Here is a 16,426-nt window from a genome sequence, read left to right as displayed (position 1 = left end):
AAAGACGCCCGATGCCCCTTTTTTGTGCATGGCCTTCGAGAGCAGGCGGTCGAGCTGCCCGGCTCGGGGTGGCTCAGCCGCTGTCGGGCCCGAAGGTGTTCGGCAGATAGAGGATCAGGTCGGGGAAGATGATCAAAAGCGCGATCACGCCCAGCATCACCAGCAGATAGAGCATGGTGGTGCCGAGTGCCTTTAACAGCGGGATGCCGCCGATGCGGGCCGAGATCATCAGACACAGCCCATAGGGCGGCGTGATCAACCCCAGGCCCAGCGCCATGACGCTGATGACGCCGAACTGCAGCGGATCGATGCCGGCATGGGCGGCCAGCGGCTGGAAAATGGGGGCCAGAATCGCCATGGCCGGCAGCGAATCCATGAAGGTACCAACCAGCAGCATGACGCCGGCGATCACGATCAGAAGCACCGTCGGATCGGTAATCTCTACGCCCACCATCAGCTGTGGTGGAATGCGATAGAAGCTGATCAGATAACCGAAGATGGCGGCCCCCACCAGGCTGAACAGCGACAGCGAGCAGAGCCGGACAGTATCGGTCGAGGCGTCCAGTACGCTTTTGAAACTCAGCTCGCGATAGACCACAAAGCCCAGCACCAGCGCATACAGCACCGCCATTACGGCCGCCTCGGTCGGCGTCATGATGCCCAGCGTGATACCGCCGATGATCAATACCGGAATGCCGGCGGCCAGCAGGCCGTCCTTGCCGGAGTGCAGAATCTCCCTGAATGTGGCGCGCTTACGGCGGGGTACGTCGTAGCGGCGCACGTAGCCCAGATTCATCAGAAGCTGGGTGATGGCGATCAGGATGCCGGGGATGATGCCGCCCAGAAAAAGCCCCGCGATCGAGGTGCTGGTCAGCGCACCCCAGACAATCATGTTGATCGAAGGCGGAATGATAATGCCCATCACCGAGGAGGCCGCCGTCACCGCGACGCTGAAGTGCGCCGGATAGCCTTCCTTTTTCATCGCCGGAATCAGCACCGTGCCGATGCCGGCGCTGTCGGCGGTCGAGGAGCCTGACACGCCGGCAAACAGCATGCTGACCAGCACATTGACATGCGCCAGGGCGCCTTTCACATGCCCCACCAGATTGAGACACAGCGTGATCAGGCGGTCGGTGATGCGTGCGGCGTTCATCAGATTGCCGGCCAGCAGAAACAGCGGCACGGCCAGCAGTACGAAGGAGTCCATGCCGTAGTACATGCGCTGAAACAGGATCCATGGCGTCAGGCGTGGATCGAGAACAATCACGCTAAACGAGGTCAGCACCAGCGCCATGGCGATGGGCACGCCCAGAATGATCAGAACGCCCAGCAGCGCAAACAAAAGCCACGGCAGCAGAAAAAGCCAGTCAGCCGTCATCATGAGCGTTTCTCCCGGTAGTTCTGGGCGGTGGAGGTGTCGGTAGAGGTATCGATGGAGGTGTCGATAGCGGTAGTGGGCGGCGCCGTCTCATCGATATTCGAGGGCGTGTCGAGCTCGCGCTCCATGGCCTCCAGCCCCCGGGTCGCACCCAGCAGAAGACGCTGCAGGCTGAACAGCACGATCAGCACGCCGCAAACCAGAAAGGTCGAATAGGTCACGACCATCGGCAGCTGCGAGGCACTGGCAATGCGGTTGAAGCCGGACTGTGCAAACCCCTGGCCGAAGACGATGAAGATAACGCCCACGCTCAAACAGGCCAGATCGCGCAACGTCCGGGTGACGCGCCCCATGACGCTCTGGCGCGCAAAGGCCTCGAGCACGAAGTGATCGGCATGCAGCACGCCTATCGCGGTGCCCAGCAGGATCATCCACTGGAAGGCGAAGCGGCTGAGTTCCTCGGTGGCATAGACCGTGGGCAGAAAGCCCAGATTGCGGCTGGCGATCTGATAGAGGATCAGAAGGATAAAGCCTGCCAGCAGCATCAGCAGCACCACATTGAGCAGCCGTTCAAGCCCGCGGTTGAATCGGCCCAGGGCCGCGATAACGCTCATGGTGCGCCTCCTTGGTCGGTGTTGATGATCAGGTTGTAAAGATCGCGCAGGCCCATGTCGTCGATCACCTTACCCAGCGGCTCGGCCACCATCGCCTGCATGCGCTCGCGATCCATCGGATAGAAGGTGGCACCTTCCTCCTTGAGCTTCTCGCGGGATTCCTTGTCCAGCCGAATCTGCAGGTCCCGGGCGTACTGCTCGCTCTCATCGGCGGCGGCCTGCACCTCACGCTGCTCCTCGGGCGTCAGCGACTGCCAGGTCTGTGACGAGACGGTCAGCAGCCGCACGGTAATGTCGTGTTCGGAAAGTCCGATGTGGGAGGCCACCTCGTGAAAACGCATGCGATAGATCCATTCGGCCTCGTTGAGCAGCCCGTCAATGGCGCCGAGCTGCAGCCCGGTATAGATCTCGTGATAGGCCATGACCGTGGGGCGGGTGCCCAGCGCCGCCCAGGCGGTGACCACCGGCCGGGTCGGGTTGGTGCGAAGCTTCATGCCCTTGAGATCATCAAGGCTTTCCAGGGGCCGGGTACTGACGATCTGACGGGTGCTGCCGCCGTAGTAGGCCAGCACCTTTACCCCGGTTTCCGCCTCGATGCGCCGGGCGATTTCGCGGCCGGCTTCGCCGTCGAGCACGTGTTTCCAGTGGTCGATATCGCGATAGAGAAACGGGATCGAGAAGATACTGGCGGTGTGGGAAAACTCCGAAATCAGCCCCGGATTGACGATCGAGAAGTCCAGTGCTCCGGCGGTCTGCTGCTCGAACATCTCGGTTTCATGGCCCAGCACCGAATTGCTGTAGATGTTGACGCTCAGTTCGCCGTTACTCTTTTCCTTCAACAGTTCCCCAAAGCGCTCGGCGCTGGCGTGATAGGCGGTCTCCTCGGTTGCGCCGTGGCCAAAGATCAGCTCGCGTGCGCCAGCCCTGGAAGGGGCCAGTAACGACAGGCCCAGAAACATGAGCGCCAGCAGCAGCGGGAAGCTACGGCGCAACGTAGACAGACAGGACGTCATAACGGCTCCCGTGAACGATGAAGGAAGTGGTCAGCGCTGGCGCGCAGGTGAAGAGAGGTCTCCAGCACGAGGTGCTGCGGCTCGAGGCCGGGATGGTCAAGACACTGCAGCGCCAGCTCGGCGGCGGCACGGCCGATGGCGTGTGGATGCGTGGCAATGCTGCTCAGCGCCGGCTCGCTCAGCGCCGCTTCATCGCTGTCATCAATGCCGATGACCGCACAGTCAAGCCCCGGCGTCAGGTTCAGGCGCGCCAGTGCGAGCAGGGCGCCCAGTGCCATCAGGTCGTTGTGACAGATCAGCGCCGTGGGCGGCACAGGTTCAGCCATGATCTCGAGGGTGCGCTCAAGCCCGGCGCGACGGGTCAGATCGTGGCGCCCGGTGCGGATGTCCGGGACCAGACCGGCCGTCTCCATGGCTTGCTGATACCCCGCCATGCGTTCTCGGTCGGCGGAGCTGTGGCCGGCGCCGGTCAAAAGCGCGATGCGGTGATGGCCCTGCTCGACCAGGTGCGACACGGCGCGGGCCAGTCCCGCGCGAATGTCGGCGCCGACGTAGTGGCCGCGGGGCGTCTCGCCGACATGGCGCATCACTTCGATGCAGGGCAGACCACAGCGGTCAAGGGTGTCGAGCAGGCTGCTGGAGGTATTCTCGGCCGGACAGAGCAGCAGGGCATCGATGCGCTGTTCACGCAGCCTGGTGACCAGGCGCGCCTGACGCGCCGGATCATCGCCGGAGCTTGCCAGAAAGGAGACGTGATCGGCGTTTTGCAGGGTGTCATCAATGCCCGCGACCATGGCGCCGAAAAAGGGATTGGCGATATCGTGAACCACTACGCCGAGTGTGGCGGTGCGGGCGCTGCGCAGGGTGGCCGCGCCGCGGTTATAGACGTAGCCCAGCGCCTCGACGGCGGCCATTACACGTGTCCTGGTGCTGTCGGCCACCAGCGGGCTCTCCTGCAGCACCAGCGAGACGGTCGAGCGCGAGACGCCGGCATGCGCGGCCAGATCCTTGAGCGTGACGGATTTTCCAGACTGGGGCATGTCGATGTCCTGTCGAATCATCTTTTTGGATCGATCCAAATGCGTTCGACAGGTTAGCGCTCTCGTGGGGCGCGCGCCTATTGCGCTTTAGTGCTACGACCTGAGTCCAGGAGCCGGCGACCGGACGGCAACCCTGAACGTCACGCGGGCCAGCGTGCCACCGCAGGCCCCCTCATGAAGGGAAATGCCGGCCCCCAGTGCCGTACAGATCTGGCGGGCAATCGCCAGTCCGAGGCCGGTACCGCTGATGGCGCGATCGGAATCCTCGGCCGGCTGTGCGGTCTGCCGGGCACGATAGAACCGCTCGAATACCCGCTCGCGCTCGCTTTCCGGAATGCCCGGACCGTCGTCTTCGACTTCGATGACGGCCTCCGGCAGAACGCGCACGGTGATATGGCCGCCAGCGGGCGTATAGGCCTGGGCATTGCCGATCACGATCGCCAGCAGTTCGTTGATCAGCGCGCTGTCGGCATGCACTCGCACCGGATCTTCGGCTTCGAGTGCCAGCGTCAGCCCGCGCTGCCAGGCCAGCGACACCATGCTCATGCAGAATTCCCGCGCGGTCTCGCTCAAATCCAGCACGCCGAAATCACGTCGGCGAATATCGTTTTCGACCCGGGCCAGCGACAGCAGCCGGTTGGCCAGCAGCGTCAGGGCTTCCAGGTCGCGCTGGACGCTTTCAAGCGTGGCTCTCAGGGCGTCGCTGTCGTGAGCCTGCATGCCCAGCTCCAGGCGGGCACGCAGGGCAAAAAGCGGCGTGCGAATTTCATGGGCGGCATCGGCCACGAAGGCGCGCTGGGCGCGCAGGGTGTCATCAAGCCGTGCGGTCAGGTGGTTGATGGCCTCGATCAGGCCTCGAACCTCCCGCTGCACGTTCTCGGTGGGTAGCGGCTCGAGATTGTCCGGCGAGCGACTGGCCACCATGTCGGTGATCCGTCTGAGCGGGCGCAGGGCCGCATCAATGGCCAGTAAAAAGAGAATAAAGGCACCGATGGCAAAGAGCGTCAGACGTATCAGCGAATCGCCCAGCAGGTCGTGCATCAACTGGGCGTGAATGTCGCGATGCTCGGCCACCCGAATCTCGACCATGCCCTGATAGCCCGGCTGGCTGACCGGTACCAGCAGTGACACCACGCGCACGTCGCGGCCGCCATAGGTGGCATTATAAAAGCGCGCCAGTGACGGATATCGCGTCGTCATGGCCACCGAAGACGGTGGGGCGGGCAGGTCTTCAAAGCCCGCGACCGAGCCCTGTTCGGGCGTAATCACCTGATAAAAGGCGCTGCCGCCGCTGTCGAGCGAGAAGGGGTCGAGCACGGCGCGCGAGATGCGTACCTGGACCTCGCCATCCTGAACGGTCAGCGAGTCGCCCAGCACGCGTGCCGCGATCAGAAGCGGTCGATCATAGGCGCTGCTGGCCACCCGCCAGGCGTCCAGCCAGGCACCGGCTACGCCCACACCGATCAGCAACAGCAGTGCTGCGCCGATGCGTCGGGTCAGGCGCCCGCGCAGGCTGCGTGGCGAGAGACTGGTCTTCATGACAGGGTGGCGGGGGCATCCCCCTGGGCGGACTCGAGCTGATAGCCGAGACCGCGAAAGGTCACGATGCGCACGTCGCTGCCTTCCAGCTTGCGGCGCAGGCGCGACACATAGACCTCGATGGCGTCAAAGGAGCCGTCTTCCTCCATCGAAAACATCTGCGCGGCCAGATGCTCCTTGCTGACCGTACGCCCCATGCGCGCCATCAGCGCCTCCAGCAGCGCCAGTTCCCGTGGGGGCAGGGTGAGCGGCTGTTCAAGCAGGGTGAAGCTGCGCGCGCTGACGTCAAAAGCCAGCGCCCCGCAGCGATGAATCTGCTGGCCGTCGTGACGGGTACGGCGGATCAGGGCATTGATGCGCGCCTGCAGCTCGGACAGCGAGAAGGGTTTGATCAGGTAGTCGTCTGCGCCGAGGTTAAGCCCCCGGACGCGGTCATTGATGCTGCCGCGGGCGGTCAGCAGCATCACCGGCAGGCGCGTGTCGCGTTTTCGAAGCCAGCTCAGCAGAGCAAAGCCGTCCATTTCCGGCAGGCCGATATCGAGCAGCAGCAGGGCGTAGCTTTCGGTTTCAAGGGCCGTGCGGGCCGAGACACCGTCGTACATGACGTCCACCCGCCAGCCGGCATCTTCCAGCGAACAGCGGATACTGTCTGCCAGCGAAGGGTGATCTTCGACCAATAGCGTACGCATTGCCGCCCCCGTGAAAGGTTGTTGAAAGCCTGCAGGGCTATCGTGCCAGCAAGCGAAGTCCGGGCCCGTCAATACCGTCACGCGTCGATCGGTGCAGGCATTGCCGCTCCTGTCGATCCGGATGGATCAGGCTCAACAGTATGCACGCCCCCTGGCCGGCGACCAACGCACCGGTGACTTCGCAGGTGACATAACAGGTGACATAACAAAAGCTCCGGGCCAGTGGCCGGACAGACGTGAGGAACAGCCAACATGACAATGACGCGACGTACTTTCGGCAAGGGACGCATGGCGGCGCTGGCGCTGATGGGAGCCCTGAGTCTGGGCGCTGCCCTTCAGGCCCATGCCGCAGACGAGCCCAAAAGGCCCGAGTGTATTGCGCCTGCCGCCCCCGGCGGCGGTTTTGACCTGACCTGCAAGCTGGCCCAGAGCGCGCTGGTCGAGGAGGGCATCCTCTCCACGCCGATGCGTGTGACCTACATGCCCGGCGGTGTTGGGGCAGTGGCCTACAACACGGTGGTGGCCCAGCGCCCCTCGGATGACAACGCCATTGTGGCCTGGTCCAGCGGTTCGCTTCTGAATCTGGCCCAGGGCAAGTTCGGCCGCTTTGACGAGAGCGCCGTACGCTGGCTGGCCGCTGTGGGCACCAGCTACGGTGCGGTGGCTGTGCGCGCCGATTCCCCCTACAAGAATCTTGATGACCTGGTGCAGGCGCTGCGCAAGGACCCGAGCAAAGTGGTGATCGGTGCCGGTGGCTCGGTCGGTGGTCAGGACTGGATGCAGACCGCGCTGCTGGCCAAGGCGGCCGGTATCGACCCGAAAAAGATGCGCTATGTGGCGATGGAAGGCGGCGGCGAGCTGGCCACCTCCCTGCTGGGGGGGCATATCCAGGTCGCCAGTACCGATATCGCTGACTCCGTGCCGCACGTGCAAAGCGGTGACATGCGCATTCTCGCCGTGTTCTCCGAAGAGCGCCTGCCCGGCGAGGTCACCGGTGACATTCCCACTGCGATCGAGCAGGGCTATGACGTGCAGTGGCCGGTGATCCGCGGTTTTTATGTCGGGCCGAAGGTCAGCGATGACGCCTACAACTGGTGGAAGGACGCCTTTGACAAGCTGCTGGCCTCCGATGACTTCGCCAAACTGCGTGAAAACCGCGAGCTCTATCCCTTCGCAATGACCGGTGATGAGCTCGACGCCTACGTCAAAAAGCGCGTGGGTGAATACCGCGAGCTGGCCGGTCAGTTCGGTCTGGTCCAGTAACATCGACTGCAGCGCAGGCAGCCTGTCGGGTTGTCTGCGCTGCCGGCTGTCTGTCCGGAGCCTGCCATGATCTATCAACGTCTTTTCCTGACGGCCCTGCTGGTCGTCTATGCGGTGCTGGCCTACGCCACCACCACCTATGAGGCGCCCTTTTCCTATGAGCCGGTCGGCCCGCGCGCCTTCCCGCTGCTGCTGCTGGCCCTGCTGGCGGCCGGTACGGTCTATCTGATTATCCGCCCGGGGCACATGGCAGAGGAAAACGCCGATACCCCGCTGACCCGGCAGGTGCTGGGACGGCTGGTGCTGTGCGTACTGGCGCTGTCCCTGTTTGCGTTTTTCTTTGAAAAGCTGGGCTTTGTGGTCTCGGCCTTTCTCTTCGCCATCGCCATGTGCCGGCTCTACAACGGGCGCTGGGTAACCAGCGTGATCACCGCCGCCGTCATGGCACTGGCCTTTTACGGTCTGTTTGACCGGCTGCTGGATGTGCCGCTGCCGCTGGGCGTACTGTCAGGACTGGGAGTCTGAACCATGGAAACACTGGGATATCTGGGCCAGGGGTTTGGCGTGGCGACCACGCCGCTGAACCTGTTGACGGCCCTGTGCGGCACGCTGATCGGCACCGTCGTCGGCCTGCTGCCGGGGCTGGGACCGATCAACGGCGTGGCGCTTCTGATTCCGATCGCCTTTGCGCTCGGTCTGCCGCCGGAAACCTCGCTGATTCTGCTGGCGGCCGTCTATCTGGGCTGTGAGTACGGCGGGCGTATTTCGTCGATTCTTTTGAACATTCCCGGTGAGGCCTCGGCGGTCATGACCGCCCTGGATGGCCACCCGCTGGCGCGTCAGGGCAAGGGCGGCATTGCACTGTCCATCTCGGCGGCAGGCTCCTTCATGGGCGGACTGATCGCCACCATTGGTGTGACCATCTTCGCACCGCTGCTGGCCAGATGGGCGGTGGCGTTCGGCCCGGCCGAATACTTCGTGATGATGGTGTTTGCCATTGCCTGTCTGGCGGGCATGGCCGGTAACAAGCCGATGAAAACGGCCGTGGCCTCGCTGATCGGCCTGCTGCTGGCCTGCGTCGGCATTGATGCCAACAGCGGTGTCTATCGCTTTACCTTTGGGGCGCTGGGGCTGGCGGATGGCATCCAGTTCGTGGTGCTGGTGCTCGGGCTTTTCAGCATCAGCGAAATTCTGGTGCTGCTCGAGCGTACCTATTACGGCCAGAGCGCGCTCAAGACCAGCGGTCGAATGCTGTTCAATGCCAAAGAGGCCATGCTGGTCAAATGGACGGTCATTCGTAGCGGTGTCGTCGGCTTTTTCATGGGGATTCTGCCGGGTGCTGGAGCAACGATGGCCAGTGCCGTGGCCTACATGAGCGAAAAGCGCATGGCCACGCGTGACAACCGCTTCGGCGAAGGTGATCTGCGCGGTCTGGCCGCGCCGGAAACCGCCAACAGTGCCGCAGCATGCGGCTCGATGGTACCAATGCTGACGCTGGGCGTGCCCGGCTCCGGTACCACGGCGGTCATGCTGGGGGCGCTGACGCTTTACAACATCACGCCCGGTCCGCTGCTGTTTCAGACCGACCCGCAGCTGGTCTGGGGGCTGATTGCCTCGCTGTTTATTGCCAACGTCATGCTGGTGGTGATGAACATTCCGCTGATCCGCGTGTTCACCAAAATTCTGGCCGTGCCCTACTGGGCGCTGGTGCCGGGCATCGCGATCGTGACCGCCATCGGGGTCTATGGGGTGCATGCCACCACCTTTGATCTCTTTTTGATGATCGTGATCGGCGTGGTGGGCTATATCCTGCGCAAGTTCGACTTTCCGCTTTCCGCGGTGCTGTTGGGCTTTATCCTGGGCGGCATCATGGAGCAGAACCTGCGTCGTGCGCTGTCGATCTCCAACGGTGAGCTATCGATTCTGTGGTCGAGCCCGATCACCTGGGGGGGCTGGGCGCTGGTAGTGCTGATGGTGGTGCTGCCGATGTATCGCGGCTGGCGCCGACGCCGTGCCGTGGTGCCGGCCAGTCCCTGATGCCTGTGGCTTTCAACGCAACAAGGCCCGCCATTGGCGGGCCTTTTCATGTGTCGACCATATCCTGTTGGCTATAACCTGTATGAATCAAATCAGGATCAGCGCGACCCGGAGCCGGTGAAGACAGTACGAATGGTGCGAATCACGACCAGCAGGTCCATCCAGAACGAGAAGTTGCGGATATAGTAAAAGTCGTATTCGAGCTTGATGCGCGAGCCTTCGACTTCCGAGGCGTAGCCCTGCTCGACCTGCGCCCAGCCGGAGATGCCGGGTCTGACCACATGGCGATAGCGAAAGAACGGAATGTCGCGCTCGTAGGCCTCGGTCAGTGCCGGCGTCTCGGGACGCGGGCCGATCAGACTCATTTCGCCCTTGAGCACGTTGAAAAGCTGAGGCAGCTCATCGATGCGGTACTTGCGCAGATATTTGCCGACCTTCGTGATGCGCGGGTCATCGCCCTCCTGGGTAGGGCGAACATCATCCGGGTTCACATACATGCTGCGCATCTTGTAGACGTCGAACTCCTCGCCCTGAAAGCCCGAACGGCGCTGGCGAAACAGGATTGGACCCGGGTCGTTACGCTTGATCAGTATGGCGGCCACGCCCATGATCGGCAGCGCTGCCGGCAGCATCAAAAGCGCTGCAAGAATATCGGCCAGTCGCTTGAAAAGCTCATAGCTGGTTCTGGGCATCAGCGAGCCATAGCGATTGGCATGAATCTGATCGAGGCCGATACGCCCGGTGAAGGCCTCGCCAAAACGGCGAGCATCATGCACTGGAATGCGTTTGATGGTGCAGTCGGCCAGAAAGCGCTGCCACTCATCGCTTAAATCGCAGGAGAGATCCACGATCACGCCATCCACGCGCAGGTTGTCAAGGCCCGGTTCTGACAGCCAGCGCTGATCAATGTCCTGATGACTGAACCATTCCCGAATATTGCCCAGCGGTACCAGCGCCATCTTGCGTCGACGATAGCGTCGCGTGATCCGATAGCCGACCCAGCCGCATAATAGGGCGAGCACGCCTGACATCAGCAGTTGTATCAGGTCAAAGGGGATGGCCATCAGCTCCAGCAGCGCCAGTATTGATAGATAAACAGCCGTGACCACGGGGAAAACATACATACAGGGGTCGGCACCCGGATGCCGGGAAAGTTGATGCACGGCGCGAAACGCCACCATCCAGGCGACGGCGCTGGCCAGCATGGCAGTACTGGTCCCCATGCCTTCCACCGATGAGCCGTGCCACTCACGACTCCACAGGGCCGGCAGCAGGGAAGTCAGCGTCAGCCCGAGAAGGTAGTGAACCCGAAAGCTCAAGAGAATGCGCTCATACCACAGCGAGTGCCGGTGGTTGCCTCGTATCGGTCGTGTTGTCATGTCCATGATCCATTCCTGAATGTGTTGCTTTTATTAATTGATCACGTTTTAAAACATCAGGTGGTTGCAGGCCGGCAGGGCTGTCGGTGCAGGCTGCAATTTTTTATTCGGATGTGAACGGTAATATCGTTTTATTAGGCAGGTTTATCTATGCAATATTGTGCGTCGATAAAAAGACTGAGAGGTGTGTTTTAAATATCAAAAAGGCTGCATTTAAAGTGTTGATGACGGTCAGGGCGAGAAGCCTTGAAGCGCTGTTTAATCAGTTTTTTATAAAATAAAGACGAACGTCCTATCGGCCTTTCGCCCAAGAGAGATCCTCCAGAAACCGCGATTTCAGGCGTCATGGCTGGGTTTTCAAGCGCCTGAGCATAATTACATTTCATTACTTTTTGTAGACCATCGGATAATCCCGTTGACGAATAATGTAAGGCATGATGATTGTGTCGATTGTATGACGAGCGCTGAATTTCAAACGACTTTTTGCTCTTGATTAACAACAATCGACAACTGATTTTAGTACGGTACATCGTGGATCTTGCATATAAAATTATAAAAGGTTGTTTGCCCTTGTAATAGAAAGAACAAACAAATAATGGGCAGGGCAGTATCGAGACGCGTGATAATCGCTACCAGGGAGCACCGCTATGGGAATTCTGATTGTTTATTTTGTCGTGACTGCGCTGGCTGTTCTTGCTGTTTTTGCCGCCATGGGGGTTTCGGCGAACAGCGGTCACTTCATGGAGGCCGTGGAAGACGCTTATGCTGGTGGTCAGGGTGAAACGTTCCACCGCGGTTATCAGTAAACGTTGGTGATCACCGAACGTTAATGGACATACTGCCCTGAAGACTACGACACCCGGCTACGTGCCGGGTGTCGTGTTTCTGACGGGGGCCGTGTTTTTGAAAGGGCGTCTTGAAAAAGGGCATCTTTAAGGTGTCAACGATGCAAGGGCGAGTGGTGGATCGGCAGCCATTTGAGCACCCGCTGTATCTGACGGTCCCAGTAACGCCACTGGTGATCGCCGGGGCTCTCGTACCAGTCCAGCGCCAGTGCGCTGTCGCGAGCAGCATCACGAAAGCGCAGGTTCACTTCATATAAGAAGTCCTGTTGACCGCACCATTGAAACAGCGCTGGCTGACAGGCGCAGGGCGTCGCGTAGCGCTTGAGCAGTTCAAACAGGTCATCATCGGTGCCGGCAGGAGAGCCATCAAAGATCAGCGGATACTCCGGTGGCGGCGTCTCGCGCTGGCCCACGGCCACGATGTCCAGCGAGCCTGACAGGCTGGCAGCCGCGGCAAAGCGCTCGGGCTCGAGCAGTGCCCACTTGAAGGCGCCATAGCCGCCCATGGAATGGCCGACCACAAAGGTATCCTCCCGACGGGTCGAGATTGGAAACAGTCGCTCGCTGATGACCGGCAGTTCTTCGCTCAAAAACCGATACCAGTCTGGTCCATACGCCATGTCGGTGTAATAGCTTCGCCCCACCTGCGGCATGATCACAGCAATGCCGTACTGTTCGGCATAGCGCTCGATGGCACTGAAACGCTGCCACGCACTATCGTCGTCGGACAGGCCATGCAGCAGGTAGAGCACGGGGGACGGTTCCCGGGCATGTTCGGGAACGATGGCATTGAGAGACAGCGTGATGTCGAGAATCTGCGAGGCGAAGCGGCAGGTCAGCTGTGCCATGAGGGGCTCCGACAGTCAGTGGGCAAAAAAGTATGCAGGGCTTACGGTATTCGGGGCGTGTCTTTTCCATTACTGGCTACTGGCAGTGAAAGGCACTGGATGGGAGCTGTCCAGCGCCAGCGTCGAGCGCTCCCGGCGGGCCGCGATCGAGCGCAGATGAGCGCAGAGCTGCTGCATCGGCTCGCTCAACGGCTCTTCCCGCCGCGTCATGATGCCATAGGGCGGCAGCGTTCGACCCAGCGACAGCGGCAGGGGGATGATCATGCCGGTATGCAGGTAATCGCGCAGCACCGACTCCGCCATGACCAGAATGCTGTCGCTGCACCGGACCAGCTGCAGGGCAGCAAAAATGGAGCCGCACTCAATGATATCGCGCGGTGACATCAGCCCTGCCATTTCGAACTCCTTCTCCAGTGCCTGCCGGGCCGGGCTCTCGATCGGCTGAAGTATCCACGGCCACTGCTCCAGCGTCTCTGCCAGTGCCACTTTTCCAGCGCCAGCCAGAGGATGTCCCTGACGCACGACGGCCAGCATGCGCTCATTGCCCAGCGGCTCAAAATCGAACAGGTTGTGCTGTAGTGCCGTGACATGACGGGCAATCGCCATGTCGATCCGGTTTTGCGTCAAAAGCTCGACCAGTTGGTCACTGGTTTCGCCCAGCAGTCGTACCTGAAGCAGCGGACGCTGACGCTTGAGTTCGATGACAGCTTCCGCCACCAGATCCGGCGCAGCCCCCATCACCGCCCCAATGGCGAGTTGCCCCTGATCGCCCAGCTGATGACGCTGCAGCGAGGTCGCGCAGCGATCCAGGCGATTGAGCGCGCCGTGGGCAAACTCGATCAGCACCTCCCCGGTATCGGTTGGCTGGACACCGCGGGGCGTGCGCTCGAACAGCGTGCAGGCAAAGATATTTTCGATATCGTGCAGCATGCGTGTCGCGGCCGGCTGCGACATGTTCAGAATCACGGCCACCCGATGCAGATTGCGCTGCTCGTCCAGCAGTGCCATCAGACGCAGATGCTTGTAACGCAGACGATTGAGCAGTGCGGCCTGCCTGTGCGTCTCCGACATGTGAGATCTCCTCCTGAGCCATCATTGGTGACAGCGTATTGATAACGCAGGCGCATGGCAGCTTCCGGCCATAAGACATTGGTCCAGGCGATGTACACTTCTTTTATCAGCTAAAACGCAGGGTTACCGGTATGGAGCGCTTCTCGCGGTGTGATAACCAAAGGGTATCGAAAGCGCCGTAGCCTGCATTAGCCAGTCTTTGCATTTCCCGGTATTCCTTTTTTGTCTCTGATTCGGACTTCAAAAGGGAAATGCCATGTCGATGCCCACCATCAAACAGATACGTGCCTACACCGTTCGTGGCGGTGGCGCCGACTATCACGATCAGGGCGAAGGTCACTGGATCGACAGCCAGATCTCGACGCCCATGAGCAAGTACCCCGACTACCGCATGACGCGTCGCAGCTTCGGTCTCAACGTGCTGGGCACACTGGTGGTCGAGGTCGAGGCCAGCGATGGCACGGTGGGATTCGGCGTGACCACCGCCGGCGAGATCGGTGCCTTTATCGTCGAAAAACACCTGGCCCGATTCGTCGAGGGGCAGCGTGTCACCGACATCGAGAAGATCTGGGATCAGATGTTTCACGCCACGCTGTTCTACGGCCGCAAGGGCGTGGTGCTCAACACCATTTCCGGTGTCGATCTGGCCCTATGGGATCTGTTGGGCAAGATTCGTGATGAGCCGGTACATGCCCTGCTGGGCGGTCCGGTCCGCGATGAGCTGCAGTTCTACGCCACCGGCGCGCGTCCTGACCTGGCGCAGAAGATGGGCTTTATCGGCGGCAAGATGCCCCTCAAGCATGGCCCCGCCGAGGGTGATGCGGGCCTTGAGAAAAACCTCGCCCAGCTGGCCGACATGCGTGAGCGCGTTGGTGACGACTTCTGGCTGATGTTCGACTGCTGGATGAGCCTGGATCTTGACTATGCCACCCGGCTGGCACAGGGCGCGAAAGCGCACGGTCTCAAGTGGATCGAAGAGGCACTGCCGCCGGATGACTACTGGGGGTATGCCGCGCTCAAAAAGAGTGTTCCGGCGGGCATGCTGGTCACCACCGGCGAGCATGAAGCCACCCGCTGGGGCTTTCGCATGCTGCTGGAGATGGGCTGCTGCGACATCATCCAGCCCGATGTCGGCTGGTGTGGCGGTGTTACCGAGCTGGTGAAGATTTCTGCTCTGGCGGATGCCCATAACACCCTGGTCGTACCGCACGGCTCTTCCGTCTACAGCTATCACTTCGTGGTGACCCGCACCAACAGCCCCTTCGCCGAATTTCTGATGATGGCGCCGCAGGCCGATGAGGTCGTGCCGATGTTCAACCCGCTGCTGCTGGATGAGCCCGTGCCGGAAAACGGGCGCATGCGGGCCTCGAAACTCGACGCGCCGGGCTTCGGGGTGCGCCTCAATCCGGACAGCACCCTGGCCCGGCCCTACACGCATTGATGCTTCGGAGGCTCTCATGACGCTGCGCGCCTTTCGCATGACGCTGAACCCCGGCCAGGAGGCCGAATACCGGCGTCGTCACGACGAGATCTGGCCGGAACTGGTGGGCGCCCTGCGCGCGGCCGGCGTGCGGGACTATCGCATCTTTCTCGATCCACAGTCGTGCCATCTGTTCGCCGTGATGCAGCTCGACGATGACCATCGCGTCGATGCGCTGCCCGAGCTGCCGGTCATGCAGCGCTGGTGGGAGCACATGGCCGACCTCATGGCGACCCATGACGATGCCTCGCCGATCGCGGTAGGGCTGGATGAGGTGTTTACGCTCAACGAGGAGGCCAACGATGCGCGTCGTTGATCCCCACGTCCATTTCTGGCAGCTCGATCTGGGCATCCAGCCGTGGCTGGAGACCCCGCAGCCCAATCTGCTCGGCGACTATTCGCCCATGGCTCGCGACTTCGGCCCCGCCGAACTGCTGGCGGGTGCCGGTGATATCGACATCGAAGCCGTGGTGCATATCGAGGCCGACGCCACCGATCCGCTCAGGGAGACGCAGTGGCTGACGGGGCTGGCCAATGAGGCGGGGGCACCTGACCTGATTGGCGCCCTCGTCGTCGGGGCCGATCTGTCGGCTCCGAACGCCCACGAGATGATTTCACGCCAGATGGCCGCCTGCGATCGGGTGCGGGGGGTGCGTCAGATTCTTAACGTCCATGCCGATCCACTCTATGACTACGTCGGGCGCCATTACATGCGCGAGCCCGAGTGGCGGGCAGGTTTTGCCCTGCTGGCCGAGCATGGCCTCTCCTTCGACCTGCAGCTCTATCCGGGTCAGATGCCGGCCGCCGCACAGCTGGCTGCAGACTTTCCGGATGTGACCTTCGTGATCAATCACGCCGGCATGTATGTCGATCGCACCACCCCGGCCGGCTGGCGCGCCTGGCGCGATGGCCTGACGGCGCTGGCAGCGCGGCCCAACGTGGCGATCAAGCTCTCCGGCTTCGGCATGCTCGATCACGACTGGACACCCGGCAGTATTCGGCCGCTGATCCTTCAGGCCATCGATACGTTCGGCGTTGAGCGCTGTCTGTTTGCCTCGAACTATCCGGTCGACGGTCTCTACGCCGGCTATGCCGACATCTGGCGCGCCTACGCCGAGGTTGTCGGCGGCGTGAGTGCTGCCGAGCGTGATGCGCTGTTTGCCGACAATGCACGTCATGTCTATCGCATCGACGCGGCCAATCCTTAAATCCCGAACGACCGAACAACAC

The 16,426-nt window shown here is 61.6% G+C and carries 17 protein-coding genes; 7 read left to right on the top strand and 10 right to left on the bottom strand.

Annotation, left to right across the window (positions count from 1 at the left end; genetic code table 11):
* Positions 1 to 73 precede the first annotated feature (73 nt).
* The 6 genes from BM079_RS06595 to BM079_RS06570 form a co-directional block, all read right to left on the bottom strand.
* The gene (locus BM079_RS06595) at positions 74 to 1,381 is read right to left on the bottom strand and encodes a TRAP transporter large permease (RefSeq protein WP_090132133.1); all 1,308 of its coding nucleotides are present in this window, start codon (positions 1,379 to 1,381) and stop codon (positions 74 to 76) included.
* The gene (locus tag BM079_RS06590; protein ID WP_090132131.1) at positions 1,378 to 1,992 is read right to left on the bottom strand and encodes a TRAP transporter small permease; all 615 of its coding nucleotides are present in this window, start codon (positions 1,990 to 1,992) and stop codon (positions 1,378 to 1,380) included. Before BM079_RS06590 ends, BM079_RS06595 begins: the two co-directional genes overlap by 4 nt.
* Positions 1,989 to 3,005 carry a TRAP transporter substrate-binding protein gene (locus tag BM079_RS06585; protein ID WP_090132129.1) on the bottom strand — a complete coding sequence of 339 codons (1,017 nt, stop codon included), beginning with the start codon at positions 3,003 to 3,005 and terminating at the stop codon, positions 1,989 to 1,991. Before BM079_RS06585 ends, BM079_RS06590 begins: the two co-directional genes overlap by 4 nt.
* Positions 3,002 to 4,045, bottom strand: a complete 1,044-nt coding sequence (locus BM079_RS06580) for a LacI family DNA-binding transcriptional regulator (RefSeq protein ID WP_090132128.1) — start codon at positions 4,043 to 4,045, stop codon at positions 3,002 to 3,004. The genes BM079_RS06585 and BM079_RS06580 overlap by 4 nt, the downstream gene beginning before the upstream one ends.
* Positions 4,046 to 4,138: 93 nt before the next feature.
* Positions 4,139 to 5,584 (bottom strand): sensor histidine kinase, encoded by a 1,446-nt coding sequence (locus BM079_RS06575; protein ID WP_090132125.1) that lies wholly within the window; start codon positions 5,582 to 5,584, stop codon positions 4,139 to 4,141.
* Positions 5,581 to 6,273, bottom strand: coding sequence for a response regulator (locus tag BM079_RS06570; RefSeq protein ID WP_090132123.1), 693 nt, complete (start codon positions 6,271 to 6,273; stop codon positions 5,581 to 5,583). Before BM079_RS06570 ends, BM079_RS06575 begins: the two co-directional genes overlap by 4 nt.
* Positions 6,274 to 6,525: 252 nt before the next feature.
* Here BM079_RS06570 and BM079_RS06565 point away from each other — a divergent pair, with 252 nt between their 5' ends.
* The 3 genes from BM079_RS06565 (at position 6,526) to BM079_RS06555 (ending at position 9,573) form a co-directional block, all read left to right on the top strand.
* The gene (locus tag BM079_RS06565) at positions 6,526 to 7,536 is read left to right on the top strand and encodes a Bug family tripartite tricarboxylate transporter substrate binding protein (protein ID WP_245742854.1); all 1,011 of its coding nucleotides are present in this window, start codon (positions 6,526 to 6,528) and stop codon (positions 7,534 to 7,536) included.
* 66 nt (positions 7,537 to 7,602) lie between these two features.
* Positions 7,603 to 8,061 (top strand): tripartite tricarboxylate transporter TctB family protein, encoded by a 459-nt coding sequence (locus BM079_RS06560; RefSeq protein ID WP_090132120.1) that lies wholly within the window; start codon positions 7,603 to 7,605, stop codon positions 8,059 to 8,061.
* A gap of 3 nt (positions 8,062 to 8,064) precedes the next feature.
* Positions 8,065 to 9,573, top strand: coding sequence for a tripartite tricarboxylate transporter permease (locus BM079_RS06555; RefSeq protein ID WP_090132117.1), 1,509 nt, complete (start codon positions 8,065 to 8,067; stop codon positions 9,571 to 9,573).
* A gap of 98 nt (positions 9,574 to 9,671) precedes the next feature.
* Here BM079_RS06555 and BM079_RS06550 read toward each other — a convergent pair whose 3' ends face one another.
* Both BM079_RS06550 and BM079_RS16575 read right to left on the bottom strand, forming a co-directional pair.
* Entirely contained in the window at positions 9,672 to 10,958 is a 1,287-nt protein-coding gene (locus tag BM079_RS06550) for an exopolysaccharide biosynthesis polyprenyl glycosylphosphotransferase (RefSeq protein WP_090132114.1), read from the bottom strand.
* 185 nt (positions 10,959 to 11,143) lie between these two features.
* Positions 11,144 to 11,482, bottom strand: coding sequence for a hypothetical protein (locus BM079_RS16575; protein WP_139215271.1), 339 nt, complete (start codon positions 11,480 to 11,482; stop codon positions 11,144 to 11,146).
* 117 nt (positions 11,483 to 11,599) lie between these two features.
* Between BM079_RS16575 and BM079_RS16715 the strand changes: the two genes are divergently transcribed.
* Positions 11,600 to 11,758 (top strand): hypothetical protein, encoded by a 159-nt coding sequence (locus BM079_RS16715; protein WP_175489624.1) that lies wholly within the window; start codon positions 11,600 to 11,602, stop codon positions 11,756 to 11,758.
* Positions 11,759 to 11,892: 134 nt separating this feature from the next.
* Here BM079_RS16715 and BM079_RS06540 read toward each other — a convergent pair whose 3' ends face one another.
* Positions 11,893 to 12,645 (bottom strand): alpha/beta hydrolase, encoded by a 753-nt coding sequence (locus tag BM079_RS06540; RefSeq protein ID WP_090132109.1) that lies wholly within the window; start codon positions 12,643 to 12,645, stop codon positions 11,893 to 11,895.
* Positions 12,646 to 12,714: 69 nt separating this feature from the next.
* Positions 12,715 to 13,716, bottom strand: a complete 1,002-nt coding sequence (locus BM079_RS06535) for a LysR family transcriptional regulator (RefSeq protein ID WP_090132107.1) — start codon at positions 13,714 to 13,716, stop codon at positions 12,715 to 12,717.
* A gap of 256 nt (positions 13,717 to 13,972) precedes the next feature.
* Here BM079_RS06535 and rhmD point away from each other — a divergent pair, with 256 nt between their 5' ends.
* Genes rhmD through BM079_RS06520 form a run of 3 tightly spaced genes read left to right on the top strand, consistent with a single transcriptional unit; the run spans position 13,973 to position 16,404 of the window.
* Positions 13,973 to 15,157 carry an L-rhamnonate dehydratase gene (gene rhmD, locus BM079_RS06530; RefSeq protein ID WP_090132104.1) on the top strand — a complete coding sequence of 395 codons (1,185 nt, stop codon included), beginning with the start codon at positions 13,973 to 13,975 and terminating at the stop codon, positions 15,155 to 15,157.
* 16 nt (positions 15,158 to 15,173) lie between these two features.
* Positions 15,174 to 15,512 (top strand): L-rhamnose mutarotase, encoded by a 339-nt coding sequence (gene rhaM, locus BM079_RS06525; protein ID WP_175489623.1) that lies wholly within the window; start codon positions 15,174 to 15,176, stop codon positions 15,510 to 15,512.
* The gene (locus BM079_RS06520; protein WP_090132102.1) at positions 15,499 to 16,404 is read left to right on the top strand and encodes an amidohydrolase family protein; all 906 of its coding nucleotides are present in this window, start codon (positions 15,499 to 15,501) and stop codon (positions 16,402 to 16,404) included. Before rhaM ends, BM079_RS06520 begins: the two co-directional genes overlap by 14 nt.
* The last annotated feature ends 22 nt before the right edge of the window (positions 16,405 to 16,426 follow it).

Source organism: Kushneria avicenniae (genome assembly GCF_900112585.1).
GTDB lineage: Bacteria > Pseudomonadota > Gammaproteobacteria > Pseudomonadales > Halomonadaceae > Kushneria > Kushneria avicenniae.
This window is presented reverse-complemented; position numbering and strand designations above follow the sequence as displayed.

What these genes read in the sequence shown, in the direction of transcription:
- BM079_RS06595 (WP_090132133.1), bottom strand. Translation starts at nt 1,381, where the DNA reads ATGATGACGGCTGACTGGCTTTTTCTGCTGCCGTGGCTTTTGTTTGCG.
- BM079_RS06590 (WP_090132131.1), bottom strand. Translation starts at nt 1,992, where the DNA reads ATGAGCGTTATCGCGGCCCTGGGCCGATTCAACCGCGGGCTTGAACGG.
- BM079_RS06585 (WP_090132129.1), bottom strand. Translation starts at nt 3,005, where the DNA reads ATGACGTCCTGTCTGTCTACGTTGCGCCGTAGCTTCCCGCTGCTGCTG.
- BM079_RS06580 (WP_090132128.1), bottom strand. Translation starts at nt 4,045, where the DNA reads ATGCCCCAGTCTGGAAAATCCGTCACGCTCAAGGATCTGGCCGCGCAT.
- BM079_RS06575 (WP_090132125.1), bottom strand. Translation starts at nt 5,584, where the DNA reads ATGAAGACCAGTCTCTCGCCACGCAGCCTGCGCGGGCGCCTGACCCGA.
- BM079_RS06570 (WP_090132123.1), bottom strand. Translation starts at nt 6,273, where the DNA reads ATGCGTACGCTATTGGTCGAAGATCACCCTTCGCTGGCAGACAGTATC.
- BM079_RS06565 (WP_245742854.1), top strand. Translation starts at nt 6,526, where the DNA reads ATGACAATGACGCGACGTACTTTCGGCAAGGGACGCATGGCGGCGCTG.
- BM079_RS06560 (WP_090132120.1), top strand. Translation starts at nt 7,603, where the DNA reads ATGATCTATCAACGTCTTTTCCTGACGGCCCTGCTGGTCGTCTATGCG.
- BM079_RS06555 (WP_090132117.1), top strand. Translation starts at nt 8,065, where the DNA reads ATGGAAACACTGGGATATCTGGGCCAGGGGTTTGGCGTGGCGACCACG.
- BM079_RS06550 (WP_090132114.1), bottom strand. Translation starts at nt 10,958, where the DNA reads ATGGACATGACAACACGACCGATACGAGGCAACCACCGGCACTCGCTG.
- BM079_RS16575 (WP_139215271.1), bottom strand. Translation starts at nt 11,482, where the DNA reads ATGTACCGTACTAAAATCAGTTGTCGATTGTTGTTAATCAAGAGCAAA.
- BM079_RS16715 (WP_175489624.1), top strand. Translation starts at nt 11,600, where the DNA reads ATGGGAATTCTGATTGTTTATTTTGTCGTGACTGCGCTGGCTGTTCTT.
- BM079_RS06540 (WP_090132109.1), bottom strand. Translation starts at nt 12,645, where the DNA reads ATGGCACAGCTGACCTGCCGCTTCGCCTCGCAGATTCTCGACATCACG.
- BM079_RS06535 (WP_090132107.1), bottom strand. Translation starts at nt 13,716, where the DNA reads ATGTCGGAGACGCACAGGCAGGCCGCACTGCTCAATCGTCTGCGTTAC.
- rhmD (WP_090132104.1), top strand. Translation starts at nt 13,973, where the DNA reads ATGTCGATGCCCACCATCAAACAGATACGTGCCTACACCGTTCGTGGC.
- rhaM (WP_175489623.1), top strand. Translation starts at nt 15,174, where the DNA reads ATGACGCTGCGCGCCTTTCGCATGACGCTGAACCCCGGCCAGGAGGCC.
- BM079_RS06520 (WP_090132102.1), top strand. Translation starts at nt 15,499, where the DNA reads ATGCGCGTCGTTGATCCCCACGTCCATTTCTGGCAGCTCGATCTGGGC.